This window comes from Corynebacterium kozikiae, from assembly GCF_024580965.1.
GTDB lineage: Bacteria > Actinomycetota > Actinomycetes > Mycobacteriales > Mycobacteriaceae > Corynebacterium > Corynebacterium kozikiae.
The window spans coordinates 142313-160305 of record NZ_JANIKJ010000001.1 but is presented as its reverse complement, the minus strand read 5'-3'; the positions used below and the strand labels follow the sequence as shown (position 1 = coordinate 160305).

At 62.1% G+C, this 17993-nt stretch carries 15 protein-coding genes; all 15 read right to left on the bottom strand.

Going from position 1 to position 17993, the window contains the following annotated elements:
• Window positions 1-133: 133 nt before the first annotated feature.
• Window positions 134-1177 carry a DivIVA domain-containing protein gene (locus tag NQ018_RS00710; protein ID WP_257057521.1) on the bottom strand — a complete coding sequence of 348 codons (1044 nt, stop codon included), beginning with the start codon at window positions 1175-1177 and terminating at the stop codon, window positions 134-136.
• 180 nt (window positions 1178-1357) lie between these two features.
• The gene (locus tag NQ018_RS00705; RefSeq protein ID WP_257038042.1) at window positions 1358-1657 is read right to left on the bottom strand and encodes a YggT family protein; all 300 of its coding nucleotides are present in this window, start codon (window positions 1655-1657) and stop codon (window positions 1358-1360) included.
• A gap of 151 nt (window positions 1658-1808) precedes the next feature.
• Window positions 1809-2282: a cell division protein SepF gene (locus NQ018_RS00700; RefSeq protein ID WP_257057520.1), complete on the bottom strand. Its 474-nt coding sequence runs from the start codon at window positions 2280-2282 to the stop codon at window positions 1809-1811.
• 185 nt (window positions 2283-2467) lie between these two features.
• Window positions 2468-3199: a peptidoglycan editing factor PgeF gene (gene pgeF, locus NQ018_RS00695; RefSeq protein WP_257057519.1), complete on the bottom strand. Its 732-nt coding sequence runs from the start codon at window positions 3197-3199 to the stop codon at window positions 2468-2470.
• Window positions 3200-3250: 51 nt separating this feature from the next.
• On the bottom strand, window positions 3251-4501 hold the full coding sequence (gene ftsZ, locus NQ018_RS00690; RefSeq protein WP_257057514.1) for a cell division protein FtsZ: 1251 nt from the start codon (window positions 4499-4501) through the stop codon (window positions 3251-3253).
• A gap of 211 nt (window positions 4502-4712) precedes the next feature.
• On the bottom strand, window positions 4713-5381 hold the full coding sequence (locus tag NQ018_RS00685) for a cell division protein FtsQ/DivIB (protein ID WP_257057513.1): 669 nt from the start codon (window positions 5379-5381) through the stop codon (window positions 4713-4715).
• Window positions 5382-5387: 6 nt separating this feature from the next.
• Window positions 5388-6902: a UDP-N-acetylmuramate--L-alanine ligase gene (gene murC / locus NQ018_RS00680; protein ID WP_257057512.1), complete on the bottom strand. Its 1515-nt coding sequence runs from the start codon at window positions 6900-6902 to the stop codon at window positions 5388-5390.
• Between the two features lie 4 nt (window positions 6903-6906).
• Window positions 6907-8016, bottom strand: a complete 1110-nt coding sequence (gene murG, locus NQ018_RS00675) for an undecaprenyldiphospho-muramoylpentapeptide beta-N-acetylglucosaminyltransferase (RefSeq protein ID WP_257057511.1) — start codon at window positions 8014-8016, stop codon at window positions 6907-6909.
• 45 nt (window positions 8017-8061) lie between these two features.
• A complete protein-coding gene (locus NQ018_RS00670; protein WP_373566864.1) occupies window positions 8062-9549 on the bottom strand; it encodes an FtsW/RodA/SpoVE family cell cycle protein in 1488 nt (495 codons plus the stop codon).
• Window positions 9550-9551: 2 nt separating this feature from the next.
• Window positions 9552-10976: a UDP-N-acetylmuramoyl-L-alanine--D-glutamate ligase gene (murD, locus tag NQ018_RS00665; protein ID WP_257057510.1), complete on the bottom strand. Its 1425-nt coding sequence runs from the start codon at window positions 10974-10976 to the stop codon at window positions 9552-9554.
• 2 nt (window positions 10977-10978) lie between these two features.
• On the bottom strand, window positions 10979-12082 hold the full coding sequence (gene mraY, locus NQ018_RS00660; protein ID WP_257038034.1) for a phospho-N-acetylmuramoyl-pentapeptide-transferase: 1104 nt from the start codon (window positions 12080-12082) through the stop codon (window positions 10979-10981).
• Window positions 12079-13593: a UDP-N-acetylmuramoyl-tripeptide--D-alanyl-D-alanine ligase gene (locus NQ018_RS00655; RefSeq protein WP_257057509.1), complete on the bottom strand. Its 1515-nt coding sequence runs from the start codon at window positions 13591-13593 to the stop codon at window positions 12079-12081. Before NQ018_RS00655 ends, mraY begins: the two co-directional genes overlap by 4 nt.
• Window positions 13590-15170, bottom strand: a complete 1581-nt coding sequence (locus NQ018_RS00650; protein WP_257057507.1) for a UDP-N-acetylmuramoyl-L-alanyl-D-glutamate--2,6-diaminopimelate ligase — start codon at window positions 15168-15170, stop codon at window positions 13590-13592. The genes NQ018_RS00655 and NQ018_RS00650 overlap by 4 nt, the downstream gene beginning before the upstream one ends.
• 55 nt (window positions 15171-15225) lie before the next feature.
• The gene (locus NQ018_RS00645) at window positions 15226-17091 is read right to left on the bottom strand and encodes a peptidoglycan D,D-transpeptidase FtsI family protein (protein WP_257057888.1); all 1866 of its coding nucleotides are present in this window, start codon (window positions 17089-17091) and stop codon (window positions 15226-15228) included.
• A 169-nt stretch (window positions 17092-17260) separates the two neighbouring features.
• Entirely contained in the window at window positions 17261-17992 is a 732-nt protein-coding gene (ftsL, locus tag NQ018_RS00640; RefSeq protein ID WP_257057506.1) for a cell division protein FtsL, read from the bottom strand.
• Between the last annotated feature and the right edge of the window lies 1 nt (window position 17993).

The window sequence follows — 17993 nt, the reverse complement described above, 5'->3', positions numbered from 1 at the left end:
GTCCGGTTCTACTAGGCGTGCGCCGTTCTTCCGGAGGCTCCCCGGTGATAGCCGGATCAACGCCATAATGAGCAAAAGGTTACCGCCTTGGCAAATGCTGCGCAAGGCGGTCGTTTTGGTGCTCTCAACGAACTTAGCTGTTGCCCTCTGGGGCTGAGGTGCCGCGGGACTCCAACTCATCAAGCTGGGACTGCAGCAGGGTCTTGAGGCGGGTACGGTACTCGCGCTCGAAGGTACGCAGCTCGGCGATGCGCTTCTCCAGCGCCTCCTGCTGCTCCTTCACCGTTGCCATGATCTGGGTGTGCTTCTGCTCTGCATCTGCCTGCAGGGCATTTGCCTTGTCCTCGGCCTGGCGGATCTGCTCAGCAGCCTGCTGGTTTGCGGAGGTAGTGGTTTCCTCGGCGCGCTTCTCAGCGTCTGCAACGAGCTGCTGGGAGCGGGTCTCTGCCTCGGTGAGCTGCTCCTGGGCGCGACGCTGTGCGTCTTCCAGGGTTGCCTTGGAGCGTGCGTCAGCCTCGGAGATCTGGCGCTCTGCTGCCTCGCGGGCCTCTGCCAGCATGGACTGGGACTCGGAGGAAGCCTCGGAGGTCAGGCGGTCTGCCATCTCCTGAGCAAGGCTCAGCACCTTGGCTGCCTGCATGTGGGTATCAGCAGTGGCCTCGCCACCCTTGGCGGCTGCTGGCACTGCAGCGGCGGAAACAGCCTGGGCCTGAGCGGGAGCTTGAGCAGGTGCTGCATCTGCCTTCGCCTTGGCCGCCTGAGCCTCGCGCTTTGCGGCGTCTGCCTCTGCCTTGGCCTTTGCCTCCGCCTGCTTTGCTGCCTCGGCTTCGGCCTTGGCGGCGTCGGCCTGCTTCTTGGATGCCTCGAGCTTTTGCTCAAACTCAGCCTTGAGCTTGGCCTCGATCTCCTTGCGGATGGCTGCCTCATCAACCTTGGAATCAGCCTTGGCGGATGCAGGTACTGGGGTGACGGCTGGCGCAGACTTGCCGGCCTGGGCAAGCTCCTGCTTGAGCTCCTCAACCTGCGCGCGCAGTTCCTCGTTTTCCTCTTGGATCTCAGCGAGGGTGTCCTCAACGAGATCGAGGAACTGGTCTACTTCGTCCTCGTTGTAACCGCGCTTGCCAATCGGCGGCTTGCTAAACGCGACGTTATGCACATCGGCTGGAGTCAGCGGCATGAGCTTTTCCCTTCGAGAATCATTTACCCGTCAATAATTTTTAGCTTTCGGGCTCTTAACATGTCCACAGTAACGCAACCACTAAGGGAAACGCCAAGTTTTCCCCGCCCATCCTAACCTTTCAGCAGGTGAACAACTGTGGATTTCATCCGGTTTCATCTAGGATTTTGGCGCTAAATCTCACACAAAACTATTCGCGGCAATCCCGAGCAGGATCAGTACAAAGTACAGGCCAAAGTACAGCACCAGGATTGATACATCCAGGGCCACACCACCGAGGCGCAGCGGCGGAATCATGCGGCGCAGCGCCTTCACCGGCGGATCAGTGACCTGGAAAATCATTTCACCAATCACGTTAAACCAACGCGGGGCCTGAAAATTGCGGGAGAACCCTTGAATCATCTCGATCAAAATGCGCGCGATCAGGATGAACATATACACCCGCACGATGAGCGCGAGAATTGTAAAAAGCGTGAGCACTACTTCCCTTTCATGTTTCTTTGCATCCCTCACTTCCCCGCTGCATCTTTCCCAGGGCAGAAAAAACCCAAGCGGGCGTTGAGGGGACACATCCACAACGCACAACGCTTGGGGGAAAGTTTTGGTTCCGCAGCGGGAGCTCTTTAGCTATTTAGCGCAGACCTGCGGCGCGTTCGAGCTCCAGGGTGGAAACGGAGGCACGCTCAGGCACGATTGCGAACACCTTGGAATCGAGCTTCTGCATGGTGCCGCGCAGAGCGAAGCACAGGCCAGCAGCAAAGTCCACGATACGGCGGGCGTCGCCGTGTTCGATGTCGCCCATGTTGAACACCACGGCGTCGCCGTCACGGAAAGGCTCGCCGATCAGCGCTGCGTCGGAGTAGCCGTTGATGACCACGGGCACGATCGCGGTGGAAAGGCCAGAAGCCACGCCTCGGGAAGCGGAGGGCGCTGAGGTCGCTGGAGTCGCTGCGTATCGGTGGGAGTAGCTTGGCTCTTCCTCGTAACGTGGGGCGTACGCGAGGTTACCTTCGTAGGCTGGCTCGTCGTCGTAGTAGGCGTCCTCGCGATCAGCCTCGTATGGGGTGAGGCCAAAGAACTCCTTGGTCTTCTTCATGATCGACATCTACAGCGTGTCCTTTCAATTTGATGCAAAGCTTCGAGTTTTTCAGGTTTTACTGTGGTCTAACTTAAATGCTGCACACTGGGGTTTTGCGTATTTTCTCGGCGTGTTCGCGGATAATTATTAATCTTTTGCGCGGCCGGCCGCCGATGCACTCGCGGCGCGTGTTTGGGAATTCGCGGCGGCCATCACGGCAGCCAGATAACCCCAGCTTGGCGCCCTGTTGTGCCCTGTCTGCGGTAGGAAAAGAAAGTGTCATCTTCAATGGTGCACCTTGGGTCGGCGTCAATCGCTCGAACGCCTTTTTCCAAAAGCTGGCGCACAATGCCGGCACGCAAATCCAAGCCGACGCTCCCCTTCTTTGTGGTGGTCGCACTCCCCGGAAGTTTGCTTTCCACGTCCTGCGCCATTTCCTTGGGGACCTCATAATGTGCCCCCGACGCGGCAGGGCCAATGAGCGCGTGAATGTGCGCAGGCGTGGCACCCTGCTCCACCATCACATCAATGGTTTTTGCCACAATCCCATTGCGGGCGCCAAGGCGCCCTGCGTGCACCGCGGCGATCACGCTGTGGCCGGGCGTGGTGGTATCTGACAGCAAAATTGGTACGCAGTCCGCCACCAACACAGTCAGGGCCAGGCCACGGGCCGATGTCACGAGCGCGTCGGTAACTTCCACCGGATTGGCCTGAGGGCCATCCACTACGGTGACGTTGTTGGAATGGACTTGCTCCATCCACACAAAGTTCTCCACCCCGAGCCCTAACACCTCAGCCAGCCGGGCCCTGTTTTGCGCTACGGCGCTGGGATCGTCGCCCACATGATCACCCAAATTAAAGGAATCGTAGGGCGCAAGGGACACCCCGCCCGCTCTGGTGGTGAACACTTTGCGGACGGGGCGGTCGTTTCCCTTTTCAGTCATCGGCGTGAAAGGTGCTTTCTTTAAATGCAGTGCTGCTGTTGAACTGCCGGGTTAGCGGAGGAAGTCTGGAACGTCCAGGTCATCGCCATCGTTGCGGCGTGGCTGCGCTGGGCGCTCCTCGTGCTGCGGGTAGGACGGCCGGGAGGAGGAGGTAAACAGGCCGTTACCGCCAGAATTGGTGTGCTCGTCGTAGCTGTGGCGAGGGCCAGGCTGCTGCGAAGGGGCAGACATTGGAGCTGGGGTTGGAGTTTGCTCCTGTGGTGCCTGCTCACCGAACAGGGACGGGCGCTCCTGAGTCTGTGCCTGAGCTGGTGCCTGAGTCTGTGCCTGCGCTGGTGCCTGTGCGATGGTATTGCCCTGTGGGTCGAAGCCAGTTGCGATCACGGTCACGCGGACTTCATCGCCCAGGTTGTCGTCAAAGGTGGTGCCGAAGATCAGGTTGACATCGTCATCCGCGAGCTGCTGCACCATCGTGCCGGCCTCGTCCACTTCCTGGAGGCCCAGGTCAGAGCCACCGGCAACGGAAAGAAGCACGCCCTTTGCGCCGGCCATGGTGGACTCCAACAGTGGAGAGTTGATGGCCTGCTCGGCAGCCTGGAGCACGCGGCGATCGCCACGGGCGGTGCCCACGCCCATAAGGGCGGAACCAGCGTCAGCCATCACGGAACGCACGTCCGCAAAGTCCACGTTGATGATGCCCGGGGTGGTGATGAGGTCGGTGATGCCCTTCACACCGTTGTGGAGTACCTGGTCAGCGGCGCGGAATGCGTCCACCATGGACATGGTGGCGTCGCCGAGCTGCAGCAGGCGGTCGTTCGGGATCACGATCAGGGTATCGCAGACCTCGCGCAGCTCATCGATGCCGGCGAGTGCCTGGCGGGTACGGCGAGGGCCCTCGAAGTGGAATGGGCGGGTCACCACACCCACGGTGAGTGCGCCCATCTTCTTGGCAATAGAAGCCACCACTGGCGCTGCGCCTGTGCCGGTGCCGCCGCCTTCACCAGCAGCAACGAAGACCATGTCTGCGCCACGCAGGGTCTCTTCGATTTCAGACTTGTGGTCCTCCGCGGATGCACGGCCAACCTCTGGGTTTGCACCTGCGCCGAGGCCACGAGTTGCCTCGCGTCCGATATCCAACTTCACGTCGGCGTCGGAGAACATCAGCGCCTGGGAGTCCGTGTTCAGCGCGATGAACTCAACACCCTTCAGGCCCTCTTCGATCATGCGGTTCACAGCGTTCACGCCGCCGCCACCAACGCCGACAACCTTGATTACCGCGAGGTAATTGTCCTGGGTAGCCATATGTATGACTCACCTTTCACATTGTTCGTCTTAGCAGTTACTGCACTTCCCAGACCGGTTGCTCCAAGGAAACGACATCCTTGATCAACAGCCCAAGTTGCTCGCTATTGATTGTGCGGGAAAGGCGGATTATTTTCCGGTTCATTTGGTGGCGTGTCGGTACTCTCAACCTTTACTTTAGGGTTTTGACGTGCGCAAATGCGCACCATCCCTAGGGGCGGACCGCGATGATCGGAGCGCCCGAAACATCCAGATATGCCTCTGGGCGAGTCAGCGCCGTGCGCATGAGTGCAACCTTGTCCGGCAGGTTGTCCGTTGAGCCAAAGTAGACGCTGCGCCCGTCGTGAAGCTTGAACTCCAACTCCAGCGCGCTCGGGGCGGCGACCTGCGCTACCTGCTCACGCACCATAGGATCCATCGCCTGCACAACCTCCACCACAGCTTTCAGCGTGGCTTCGTCTTCCGCGCCGGCGCCAGTTCCGGTGACTTCCACCGTGCCAGGCGGAGGGGTATCAATCACAAAGACGCGGCCCTGCTCATCCACCAGATGCTCGCCGTCGGCGTTGCGCACAAACAGTACCGCCTGATGTTCGGTCACTTCGATCTCAATGGTATCCGGCAGGTGCATGGAAGCTTTCGCCGAGGCCACCCACGGCAATTGCGCCACCTGGCGAGCGGTTGCAGGGAGGTCCACGCGCAGGAGGTTAGCGTCCGCCGGCACGTTCGCCGCAGCGGCAACTTCATCCACAGTGGTCACGGTGTTCCCCACCACCTCGACGTTGCTTGCCTTAAGCACCGGCACGAACCAAGCCACCACCGCAGCGATTCCCGCCAACACCAGCAGCACCAGCGCAAGGAGAAGCGCGCGCTTCTTCGTCATAGTGCGCTACTTCCCCGTGTCTGTTTCGGATTCGGCCCCGGATTCGGCCTCGCGCAGCACACCAAGGATCTCCGGAGCGAGCATGGTGACGCTGCCGGCGCCCATGGTGAGGATCAAATCCCCTGGTTGTGCGAGCTCGTATAGGCGCGCCGGCACCGCGGAGAAGTCTGGCTCATACACCACAGGCACGCTCATCTTGGAGGCGATGATGGTAGAGTCCACCCCCTCCACAGGCTGCTCACGGGCGCCATAAATTTCCAGCAGCACAGCCTGGTCAGCAAGGCTCAGCGCGTCCGCGAACTCCTGGGCGAACTCAATTGTGCGGGAGTACAGGTGCGGCTGGAAGGCCACGAGCACGCGTCCCGACGTCCCCTGCTCGGCTGCCTTCGCATCCTGACGCTGGCGCGCAGCAGAGAGCACGGCCGCTACCTCGGTTGGGTGGTGGGCGTAGTCGTCGTAAATTTCCACCCCAGCAAACTTCCCAGCAGAGTCCCCGGCGGGAACCGCACCGATGAATTCAAAGCGGCGGCGCACCCCACCAAACTCGCTCACTCCGCGGGCCAACTCCGTGAGCTCGCCGCCGGCAAGCATGCCAGCGGTAATCGCTGCGGCGGCGTTGAGCATCATGTGCTCGCCGGGGATCTGCAGATCAACGTTTACCCGCTGCTCGCCTATCTGCACGGTGGCCCTCGTGCCGGTGGCACCCACGGTCGCGCCATCAATCACGGTGTGGGCAATCTCCGGGTGTGCCTGCGCGGCCGCTCTGGTGCCGTACCCCACCACGTTGAGCTCCGTCTTGAGCTTTTCGCCCAGGGCTGCAGCATGTGCATCGTCGAGGCAGACCACCAGGTGGCCATCCTTCGGGAGCCTGCGGGCGAAGTCTTCAAACACCTGGTGGTAGGCCTCCGCGGTACCAAAGAAGTCCAGGTGGTCCGGCTCGATGTTCGTCACCACGGCAATCTGAGGGCTGTAGCGCAGCAGCGAGGCGTCGGATTCATCGGCCTCGGCTACAAAGCACTCCCCCGTTCCCCAGTGCGCGTTGATCCCGGCCTTGTTGAGTTGCCCGCCGATGGCAAAGCTCGGGTCCATACCGGCGGCCTGCATGGCTACCACCGCCATGGAGGTGGTGGAGGTCTTGCCGTGGGTGCCGGCGATCAGCACCTCCTTGCTGGACTTCATGAGCTCCGCCAAGATGTCCGAGCGGCGGACAACCGGGATGCCTCGCTCGCGGGCGGCCACCAACTCTGGATTCTCCTTGGGGATGGCGGCAAAAGAAGTGACCACCACGGTGGGCAATTGTCCGGCGATGCTCAGATTGGACGCGTTGTGGCCGATCGCCACATGGGCGCCGGCGGAGCGAAGCGCCAAAATAGCGCGGGAATCCTTGGCATCCGAACCGCTCACCACGCAGTTGCGGGCGAGCAGGATACGAGCCACACCGGACATACCCGCGCCGCCGATGCCCACCAGGTGCACCCGAGAAAAATCAAACTCTTGCTGTTCAGTCGCTGAGCTGTTCATGGTGTTACTGCTCCTCTGGGTCCTCTGGGTGGTCAGCTGTTTCAAAGACAAGGTCGGCGATGGTCTGCGCAGCGTTGCCGCTGTGCAGCGAGCTGACGGCGTGCTGCATTTGGGAAAAACGGCCTGGTTCGCTGATTTCCGCAACGGTGCTGCTGAGGAGTTCTCCGCTGAGCTCCGCATCCTGGATTAACATGGCACCGCCGCGCTCCACTACATCGGCTGCGTTGAGTGCCTGCTCCCCATTCCCAATAGGCAGCGGAACGTAGATGGCCACTTTGCCGCGTGCGCTGTTTTCCGCAACGGTCATCGCACCCGAACGGCAGATCACCAGGTCGGTAATCGCATAGGCCACGGCCATGTCCTCTACGTAGTGCACCGGCACATAACCAGACAACGAAAGCTCCGGCAGCGGGTTCTTCTTCCCCACTTGGTGCAGCACTTGGAAGCCCTGCTTCACCAGATCGGGTGCCGCCTCGGTGACGGCCTTGTTGATGGACACCGCGCCTTGCGAGCCACCGGTGACCAGGATCGTCGGCCGCTGGGGGTCAATCCCCCACAATTGGCTGGCGCGTACCTTTTGCGCGGCGAGCTCCTCCGGGCTCGCGGCATTGCTCAACGACGCCCGCAGTGGAATCCCCACCACCTCACCTTTGAGCCCGAGCCCCGCGGCGCGGGTGGCCAGCAGTCCTTTGCCACCCAAGGCAACGCCCAGCTTGTTTGCCATTCCGGCGCGGGCGTTGGCCTCGTGCACAAAAAACGGAGTGCGGGTGAGTTTCGCGGCCAGGTATGCGGGTGCGGAAACGTAGCCGCCGAAGCCGATAAGCACGTCTGCCTCGTGCGCCTTGAGCGCAGCCACCGCTTGGCGCACGCTGCGCAGCAGCCGCCACGGAAGCTTCAGCAAGTCCACGTTCGGCTTGCGTGGAACGGGCACCGGATCAATCAAGGAAAGCTCGTATCCGCGGGCTGGCACCAGGGTTGTTTCCAAACCCTTGGTGGTGCCCAACGCAATCACTTCAGCGCCGCGCTCCTTCAGCGCATCCGCAGTTGCCAACGCCGGTTCAATATGCCCCGCGGTGCCACCACCTGCAACTACAACTCGCAGCTTGCGCGCCATTGTGTGCTCCCTACCTCTTGCAACATTCTTTTCCTACGCTCCGGTTTATCGCCGCCGGCTCGCACCACCACCAGCAGCGCCGCGCGGTGGGCGTCGGTGTGCTCGATCATTCACGCTACCAGTGTGGATGCGTTCCCGGTTGTCCCGGTTGTCCCGGTGGCCCTGGTGGTCCTGAGCTTGCCGCGGGCGCTGGGGGTTGCGGCTCATCCGCTCCACCTTTGGCGTATCCAGGCCCTGCAGCGTGGGTTCGCGCAAGAACAGCAGGCGATCAATCGCGGGGCGACCATAGGACTGCATCGCGGATATTGCCTCCGGTTCGTGGCGGGCACAGCTTGCCAGCAGGCCCATTGCGGCGAGCGTAATCACTGCCGACGTACCGCCGGCGGAGATCATGGGGAGCTGGATGCCCGTCACCGGAAGCACGCCAATCACGTAGCCGATGTTGATGAACGCCTGGACCACAACGGAGGTGGTCAGCGTGGCGGCTAGCAAGCCGAGGAACTGGCTGGAGCTACGGCGCGCGGTGCGCAGACCCATTATGCCCAACAGGCCGAACAACACGATCACAATGGAGGCACCGAAGAGCCCCATTTCCTCACCGATGATGGCAAAGATGAAGTCATTCTTAGCCTCGGGGAGGTAGAACCATTTCGCGCGCGATTGACCGATTCCCACGCCGAACATGCCGCCGTCGGCAAGCGAAAGGAAGCCCTGGTAACTCTGGAACGCCACGCCGCGGGTGTCTTCAAAGCGACCAAAGAGGGCGTCGAAGTACACCGTGAAGCGGTTGGAGCGGAAACCACCGCCCATGAACACCAGAGCGAGGCCTGCCACGAGTGTGACGCCTGCGAGTGCGAGGAAGCGCCAGTCGATGCCCGCGTAGAAGAGCAGTGCGGCGACCACGAGGAGGAAGGCAACGGCCATGCCGAGGTCGCCTTCCAAGAGGATCAGCAAGGTGATACCGATTGCCACCAAGGAAAATTGGGTGAGCGGATTCCACAGCTTGGAGCCGGCACCCGAGTAGCCGTTGGCTTTACGGTCCGCGAGGAAGTGCGCTCCCCACACAGCGATAGCCACACGTGCCACCTCAGAGGGTTGGAATTGGAGCGGACCCAGTACCAACCAACTTTGGGCGCCCACCTCGTCCCTACCTGTGCCCAGGCCGGGGACGTGCACGAGCAGCAGCAGCACGATTGATACCAGGAGGAACAGTCCGGAAAAGCGCCTGATGAAGGTGGGGCGCACCCACATCGCCGCCACCATCGCCGCGAAGCCGACGGCAACCATGATCGTTTGGCGTAGCGCGGTGGACCACACGGACATGCCGTCGAGCACCGACCACGTCATGGATGCGCTGGCCACCATCACCACGCCAATCCCGGAAAGCAGGGCCACGATCACCAGAATCATGTAGTAATCCGTGAGCGGGCGGCGGCGGATCTCCATGAATCGGTCGCGGATATAGCCGCGCAGGCCCACCGGTGCTGATGGCGCTTGCTGCGTTTTGTGGTTTCGTGCGGGTGCTGCTGGCATGGCTAGTCCTCGAGTTCCCGTGCGATTGCTTCTGCGAACATGTCGCCGCGCTGCCCCATCCCGGAGTACATATCCAGGCTCGCCGCGGCAGGCGCGAGCACGATTGCATCACCTGGGTCTGCTTGCGCGACCGCCCAGGCCACCACTTCATCCATCGCAGCACCCGGCTCAGTCTGCTCGGTGAGCATCAGCCGTGCCTGTGGTGCGTGGGCGCTGATGGCTTGGGCGAAGAGCTCACGATCCTGACCGAGCAAGGCCACAGCCTTGAACCGATGTGCGTGTCCGCGCACGAGGGGTGCCACGTCCGCACCTTTCAACTGGCCTCCGGCTACCCAAATCACGCTCTCAAAACCCGCGAGCGCCGAATCTGCGGCATGCGGGTTGGTTGCCTTGGAATTGTCAATGGCCACGATGCCTCTCGCGCTCCCCACGGTCTGGCCGCGGTGCTGCGCCACCCGGAACGTAGAAAGTGCCTGCGCAATCGCCGCATGTTCCACACCCACAGCGAGCGCGGCTGCCGACGCGGCCAGGGCGTCTAGCACCCCGGCAGGTCCGGCGGGGTCGATGCCCTCAGCGGGGGCAATCACACGCCCTTGGCCATCAACCAGATTGCCGCCTGCAACGCCGAATTGGCCTGACTCTGGGGTTGCCAAGGTGAACGCGGTGATTGCTTTGGGTGCCTGTGCCGCCATTGCAGCCACGGTGGGGTCGTCCACACCTGCAATGGCGATCGGCGCCTTCCACACCTTCGCCTTGTCTTGCGCATACGCATCAAAGCTGCCGTGCCAATCCAGGTGGTCCTCCGCCACGTTGAGGAACACCCCAACGTCCGGAACAAACGTGTTGGTCCAGTGCAGTTGGAAGCTGGAGAGCTCGGTGGCAAGAACATCGATGCGCTGTGTGCCAACCACCGCATCCAGGACGGCCACGCCGATGTTGCCCACTGCCTGGGCCTTCAGCCCGCCCGCCTGCAGCATCGTCTCTAGCATTGCCGTGGTGGTGGACTTGCCGTTGGTGCCAGTAATGGCGATCCAGGTGCGCCTGGGGCCAAAGACCTCGGCTTGGTCGAGGCGCCACGCCAGCTCCACATCGCCAATGACCTCCACGCCGTGGGCCGCGGCCTCAACCAGCAGCGGAGAGTTTGGGGCCCATCCTGGTGAGGTGACCACAAGGTCCACCTGCTCCCAGTCGATCTCCTCTGGGGCAATTGGGGTGATGTTTGCGCCCTCAGCACCGTCAGCACCGTCAGCACCGTCAGCACTGTGGCGCCGGATCTCCTCTGCTGCCTTGTGAAGTGCGGTGCTGTTGGCGTCGGTAATCATTGCATCGCACAGCGGAGCGAGGGCCTTTCCTGCGCTTTTGCCGGTGACGCCCGCGCCGGCGATGAGCACGCGACCTAAGTTGAGGTTGGGATGTGCATGCGCCATGGTTAGATCCCGTCTGCGAGGCGGAGCCAGTCGCCGTAGAAGATGGAGGCACCGATCAGGGATGCCACCGCGGCCACCAGCCAGAAACGGATCACCACGGTAGTTTCTGCCCAGCCACCGTTTTCAAAGTGGTGGTGGAACGGGGCCATGCGGAAGATGCGCACGCCCTTGGTGCGGAAGCCGATCACCTGGATCACCACGCTGGCGGCCTCAATCACAAACAGGGCGCCGATGATGATCATGAGCAGCTCGGTGCGGGAGGCCACGGACAGGCCGGCCACGAGGCCGCCGAGGGCGAGGGAGCCGGTGTCGCCCATGAAGATCTTGGCGGGCGCGGCGTTCCACCACAAAAAGCCTAAGCAGGCGCCCAGGCCGGCGGCCGCGAGCACCGCGAGGTCAAGAGGATCACGCACGTTGTAACAGCCGGGCTCAGCGCCGAGCGAGCAGGAGTTGCGGTACTGCCAGAAGGTGATCAGGGAGTAGGCACCCATCACGATCGCGGTGGCGCCTGCGGCGAGGCCGTCCAGGCCATCGGTGAGATTCACCGCGTTCGACCACGCGGAAATAAGGATGTACATGAACAGCAAGAAGAGCACCATGCCGATGAAGGTGCCGCCGACCATGAAGTCCACGGTATCGAGGTCGCGCACAAAACTGAGGTGCGTGGAGCCTGGTGTGAGGCCTTGTTCATCGGGGAACTGCAGCACGAGGACGCCGAATACCAGGGCAATTGCGAGCTGGCCGATGAGCTTGGCCTTCTTGTTCAAGCCCAGGTTGCGCTCTTTGAATAGCTTGATGAAGTCATCCGCAAAGCCCAGGCCGCCGAGCGCCAGGGTGAGGCCAAGCACCAGCAAGCCGGAAATAGTGAACCCGCCGTAGCCGGTGATCTCGCCGTAGATGGCCGTGACCAGATAGCCGGCCACGATGCCGGCGAGGATGGCAATGCCGCCCATGGTAGGGGTGCCACGCTTGCGCAGGTGGGACTTTGGTCCTTCTTCGCGGATCTCCTGGCCCTTGCCGGCCTCGCTGAACCTGCGGATCAGGATTGGGGTGACAAAGATGGACACCAACAAACCCACGGTGCCCGCGATCAGTATTTGTGTCACTGTGTTACCTCTCCTTGCCTACCAATTCCCTGCCCAGCCAATGCTTCTGCGAGCAAGTCCGTGACTTCCCACAGTGCGGCGGCGTTCGATGCTTTTGCTAGCACCACTACATCTTTCACGTCATGACCAGCTTGCCCCAGGTGGTCCAGCACCTGCTGTGCAGCCTGGGCATTGCTTTCGGCTTCCAGCACGGTGACTGACCTTGCGGCGGCACGTGCACCGGCCGCGATGTGCGGCGCGCCAACAGCGACTAATACTTCCACACCTAGGCCCGCCAACTGCGCACCAAGCTCGGCATGTTCTCGATCTGCGTCCGCGCCCAGCTCCCCCATCGGCCCGAGCACAGCGATCACTTTGCCCTTATCACCGGCGGCAACCCGCGCCGCGCGCAGTCCCGCCCGCATGGATTCAGGGTTGGCGTTGTAGGCATCATCGATCAAGGTCACGGAGCCGTGGGAGCGCACCGCCATGCGGTGTGCCGACGCCGCCACGTGGGCAGAAAGCGCCGCCGCAATGCGCTGCGGTTCCAGGCCCAGGGCAAAGGCTGCGGCTGCCGCCGCCAATGCGTTGGACACTTGGTGTTCGCCTGCTACCTGCAGCTCGACATGGTGCGTGGGGCGGTGCCCGCCTGCGTCGGGAAACTCCAAAGTAAACGCCGCGAGCGCCCCTGCCTGCAGTGTGATGTTGCTTGCGCGGACGTCGGCTTCTGCGTGTGTGCCGTAGCTGAGTGTTTCGGCTGCGGTGCGGGAGCGCATGGCCCACACCAGGGGGTCATCCATGTTGAGTACCGCGGTGCCTTCGGCTGGAAGCGCTTCCACGAGCTCGCCTTTTGCCTGGGCGATGACCTCGCGGGAGCCAAACTCCCCGAGATGTGCCGAGCCCACGTTCAGCACCACGCCCACCTTCGGCGGAGCGATCTGCGCGAGATGCGCCACATGCCCGATCCCGCGTGCGGAAAGCTCCGCTACTAAGTACTGCGTATCCTGCTGCACCCGCAGCGCGGTATAGGGGTGGCCGATTTCGTTGTTGAAGGACCCTGGGGGCGCAACCGTGTTGCCCGCGGTGCGCAGGATCGTGGCCAGCATGTCTTTGGTGGACGTTTTCCCTGCCGAACCAGTCACGCCCACCACCTGCACTTCGGTGTGTTGCACAACGTAGCGAGCGAGCTTGCCCATGGCGGCCAGGACGGAGGCTACTTGGCCGTCGGTGTCGTGCGCCAGGGCGTAGCTGCCGCGGGCGCTGTCCGAAACCTGCTCCACCTTGGGCACCATGATCGCCGGGGCGTCAACCTCGTTGAAAGCTAGCACTGCTGCTGCGCCCTGCTGCCAGGCGGCGTGGGCAAATTCGTGGCCGTCTACGCGCTCCCCCTTGAGCGCCACAAACAGCCCTCCTGGGGTGAGCTTGCGAGAGTCAAACTCCACGGTGCCGGTGACAACGGTTTTTGGGTCACACAGATCGTTGAGGGTGCCGCCGGTGATCTCGGCGATTTGCGCGGTAGTCAGTGGAATCATGCTTGGCCCTCGCCCCCTCGTTCTTGGAGGGCTCGTTCTTGTAGGGCTTGGGTGAGCTGCTCGCGATCATCAAAGTGGTGCACGGTATCGCCCACCTGCTGGCCAACCTCGTGGCCTTTGCCGGCGATCACCACGGCATCACCCGCGGATGCCCATTGCACGGCAAAGCGGATCGCCTCTGCGCGGTCTGCAATTTCTGCAATTTCTACAATTTCTGCAGCCTCGTCTGCTGCGGCCTGTTCCTGGCCCCGGGCGCCCTCAAGCACCTGGCTGCGGATCACGGCTGGGTCCTCGGAACGCGGGTTGTCATCGGTGACCACCACGAGCTGCGCGCGGCGCGCTGCCTCTGCACCCATGATGGGGCGCTTGGTTGAGTCGCGATCCCCACCCGCGCCCACCACCACGGCAATCCTGCCCTCGGTTTGAGCGCGCACAGAGTCCAACACTGCCGCCACAGCGGCGGGTTTGTGGGCGTAGTCCACCACGGCGAGGAAATCTTGGCCAACATCAATCCGTTCCATCCGCCCAGGCACCTGGGCGTGGCTGATGCCTTCGAGGAAACGATCAAGATCCACAGAATCCAACTGGGCAGCAAGGGCAATGGCCAAAGCCGCGTTTGCCACGTTGAAGGCCCCAGGCAATTGGAGAGAAACCTGCTTTGTTGTGAGCCCATTAGTGAGCTGGAAATGCTGGGAGCCACTGGGCTCAACGCGGACGTCGTGGGTGAAGAAGTCCGGCTTTTCATCCTGATTCTGGTTCTGAGGTGGGTTGGTGCCCACGGTGATCGCGCTTGGGCCGGCTAGGTGCGCCATCTTCTGGCCCCACTGGTCATCAACCATGATCACTTGTGCCTGGGCACGCAGTGGTGAATCCGGGGCAAACAGGCAGGCCTTCGCCTGGAAATAGTCTTCCATTGTGGAGTGAAAATCCAGGTGGTCCTGGGAGAGGTTGCTAAACCCGCCCACACTGAACTCAGTGCCATCAACGCGGCCCAGGGAAAGCGCATGGGAGGAAACCTCCATCACCACGTGCGTCACGCCCTCTGCAAGCATGGTGGCAAACAGCGCCTGCAACGTGGGGGCTTCCGGGGTGGTGAGCTTGGTGGGCACGGGGCGGCCATTGATCCGCGTGCCGGTGGTGCCAATTAGCCCCACCTGCTTGCCCGCAGCGAGCAGGCCCTTTTCCAGCAGGTAGCTGGTGGTGGTCTTCCCCGAGGTGCCGGTGATGCCAATGACCTTTAACTTGGCTGAGGGGTTGCCGTACACTGCTGCCGCAACCTTGCCCAGCACTTTACGCACCTGATCCACCACAATCACCGGGACTGCAGCACCGCCGGAGGATGCGTCCAAGATTGCCTTGCCTTCTGCGTCGGTAAGCACCGCCGCAGCTTTCGTATTGTTTGCGTAGCGAGCGCCGTGGCTGCGCGTACCGGGCAGGGCCGCGAACAGTGCTCCTTCAGGAAGCTGGGTGGAATCGAGGCCCACCTCGGTGATCGTCACCGGCTTGGCGCCAGCACCAAACAGCTTGCCGCCTGCGATCGCCGCGATCTGCGTGAGGTCGAGTGGCTCAAAAGACATCCTGGCTTCCTTTCTTTTCAGGTCTTTGCTCGGTCCAATGAGGATTAGGGGGAGGTTATTGCGCCTGCAGAATGAGCTGGCCTTCCATCGGGCGGGAAAGCGGCACGTTTTCGCGGTCCAACAGCCAAGATGCGATGTCATGGAACAACGGGGCGGTCGACTGACCACCCTCACCGTGGACACCGCGCTGTGGCTTGTCCAGCATCAAGGCAACCACAAAGCGGGGGTCATCCGCCGGTGCGATGCCGGCAAAGGTGATCCAATATGCCGAATTGGAGTAGGCGCCGGTATTTGGATCCACCTGCTGGGCCGTGCCGGTTTTGCCGGAGACCTGGTAGCCCTCAATCGCTGCACCGGCGCCGGTGCCCTGTTGTACGCCCATTGGATCCGACTGTGCAACCGAGCGGAACATGTCCACTACGGTTCGCGCGGTGGATTCGCTCACCACCTGGGTCACTTCCGGCGCAGGCTGTTCCACCTGGTTGCCCTGGGAATCCACCACTTTTTCAATGATGCGGGGCTCCACTCGCTCTCCCCCATTGGCCAGCGTCTGGTACACACTCGCCATCTGCAGCAAGGTCCAGGACATACCTTGGCCGATCGGGAGGTTGGCAAAGGTGCCGCCGGACCACTGCTCGAATTGTGGCAGCAGGCCCTGGGACTCGGCGGGAAGCTCAATGCCGGTGGATTGGCCGATGCCAAAGTCCGTGAGCAGTTGGGCAAAGCGGGCCTCACCGAGGCGCTGCGCAAGCATCAGGGTGCCCACGTTGGAGGACTTACCAAAGATGCCGGTGGTGGTGTAGCCCACCACGCCGTGGTCCCAAGCGTCTCGCACCGTCACGCCGGCCATGTCAATGGAACCGGGAACTTGGAGAACTTCATCCGGTGTGGTCAGGCCGTCCTCAATGGCGCCGGCCGCGGTGATGATCTTTGCCACCGAGCCGGGCTCAAAAGGAGCGGAGATGGAGGTGTTATCAAACACCTTGCCTTCTTCGAGCTGCTTTTGGATGTCACCGTTGGGGTCGATGGTGTCCGTGTTTGCCATAGCCAGCACCTTGCCGGTTTTCGCATCGAGCACCACGGCGGAAGCACTCTCCGCATTGGAATTGGCCCGCGCCTGCTCGATGGCCTGCTGCACATAGGTTTGAAGGTCAAGATCCAGAGTGAGGGTGACCTGCGCACCGTCAACTGCGGGAACGACGTCACGCGTGGTGCCGGGGATCGCCTGGCCGTCGGTAGACACGTCCACGGTAACGTTGCCGTCAATACCGGAAAGCAGCGCATCATTTGAGGCCTCAAAGCCGAACTGCCCTTGGCCATCTGCGCTGATCTTGCCCACAATGTTCTCAGCGATCGCACCGTTTGGATACTGGCGAATGTTTTGCATATCCGCGGCCACACCGTGGAACTTGCTCGCGATGTCCTCCGCTACATCCGGGTCCACGTTACGCACCAGCACCTGATAGGTGGAATCGGAGTTGAGCTTCTCCAGGATCTCATCCGGCTTCACGTTGTTGTTGCTCGCTGCGGAGGCAGTGATGATCTCCGGGATTTGCTCCGAGTAATCCTCAAGGTAGCCCTGCACCCGTTCGGTGATCTGCTGCTCCCGAGCCTCACCCGCGTACTTGCTCCAGTCTCCGGACTCCTGCATTTCCAACATGGCGTTGTAGCGCAGTTCTTCGCGCAGAATGTTCGGTGAAACGGTCAGGGAACGCGCCTGCATGGTGTACGCGATCTGCTTGCCCTGGTTATCCAGGATTTCCCCGCGGCGCGCGGAATCCACATACGTGCGCTTGCGCTGCTCTTGCGCCTGTTCAGCAAGTCCCGGACCCCACATGGTCTGCACCATTGCCAAGCGCACCACCAAACCGATGGTGAGCAACAGCACCAGGCCGGTGGCAATGCGCACGCGCCGGCTCATTCCCGGCCGCCCCATGCTACGCTGAGCGGCTCGGGCGATGGGGGCGTCGTCACCTGATCTGCCTTGATGCGGGCCCGTGCGCCTCGTACTCACTGTTCGTACTTCCGCCTTCGCTACCGTGTCCTGGCCCTTTGCCGGGCTGTGGTTGCCTGTGGTTAATCGTTCGGTTCTAATTGCTCGTTGGTGAGGTTGCGTATGGTGCGCTCACCGCCTGATTCGGGGCGTAAGGCTGCGGCACGGCGTTCAACGTGCCACTAACTTCTTCTGTGCCTTCCGGGTCAGAGGTTGCGCGGACGCCAGACAGCATCTCACCATTGACATCCACTATAGGGCGGGTGAGGTCAGCAGCCGGGCGTTGCTCCACCGTGTTGCCTTGCTCATCCGTGCCCAGGATTCCGGGCTGGTCGGGCAGCACCATTCCCTGTTGAGCGGCAGTTTGGGCAAGCGCTGCAGAGGAGGAAACTTCCTGCAGGTCGCGATTAAGAGTTTCCACCTGGTTTGCCAGGATTCGCTCCTGCGCCTTGAGCTGCTGTAACGCAAAGGTTTGGCTGGTGGCCATTCCGGAAAGCAACATCGACGCCAACACACCTAGCACCAACAACCCGGTGATGCCGATGACCAAGCGCACCGTGTACTGATCAACCTTCGGCCGCTCCACCCTACGCCCGCGGTAGGAGAACACCTGATTCGAGCCAGCCCTGCGCTGGAAATTGCGGCGCTTGGGCGCGTCGATCGCAGGTGCCTTCCGGAAGGCTTGGGGGGCGTTCCGACGTGCGCCGGCGTCGTCTCGGTAGCTTGAGCCGCTGAGGTCGCGAGAGACATGGCTTTGGGAACGCTGGCTTCGTGCTGGACGTGGCGAACGTACCTTCTGCGTGGACCGCGTGGGTTCAGTGATCGTCATG

Coding starts and splice junctions, on each gene's coding strand:
- murC (WP_257057512.1), bottom strand. CDS start 6,902: ATGAACAGCTCAGCGACTGAACAGCAAGAGTTTGATTTTTCTCGGGTG.
- NQ018_RS00670 (WP_373566864.1), bottom strand. CDS start 9,549: ATGCCAGCAGCACCCGCACGAAACCACAAAACGCAGCAAGCGCCATCA.
- murD (WP_257057510.1), bottom strand. CDS start 10,976: ATGGCGCATGCACATCCCAACCTCAACTTAGGTCGCGTGCTCATCGCC.
- ftsZ (WP_257057514.1), bottom strand. CDS start 4,501: ATGGCTACCCAGGACAATTACCTCGCGGTAATCAAGGTTGTCGGCGTT.
- NQ018_RS00655 (WP_257057509.1), bottom strand. CDS start 13,593: ATGATTCCACTGACTACCGCGCAAATCGCCGAGATCACCGGCGGCACC.
- NQ018_RS00700 (WP_257057520.1), bottom strand. CDS start 2,282: ATGTCGATCATGAAGAAGACCAAGGAGTTCTTTGGCCTCACCCCATAC.
- murG (WP_257057511.1), bottom strand. CDS start 8,016: ATGGCGCGCAAGCTGCGAGTTGTAGTTGCAGGTGGTGGCACCGCGGGG.
- ftsL (WP_257057506.1), bottom strand. CDS start 17,992: ATGACGATCACTGAACCCACGCGGTCCACGCAGAAGGTACGTTCGCCA.
- NQ018_RS00645 (WP_257057888.1), bottom strand. CDS start 17,091: ATGAGCCGGCGCGTGCGCATTGCCACCGGCCTGGTGCTGTTGCTCACC.
- pgeF (WP_257057519.1), bottom strand. CDS start 3,199: ATGACTGAAAAGGGAAACGACCGCCCCGTCCGCAAAGTGTTCACCACC.
- NQ018_RS00650 (WP_257057507.1), bottom strand. CDS start 15,170: ATGTCTTTTGAGCCACTCGACCTCACGCAGATCGCGGCGATCGCAGGC.
- NQ018_RS00685 (WP_257057513.1), bottom strand. CDS start 5,381: ATGACGAAGAAGCGCGCGCTTCTCCTTGCGCTGGTGCTGCTGGTGTTG.
- NQ018_RS00710 (WP_257057521.1), bottom strand. CDS start 1,177: ATGCCGCTGACTCCAGCCGATGTGCATAACGTCGCGTTTAGCAAGCCG.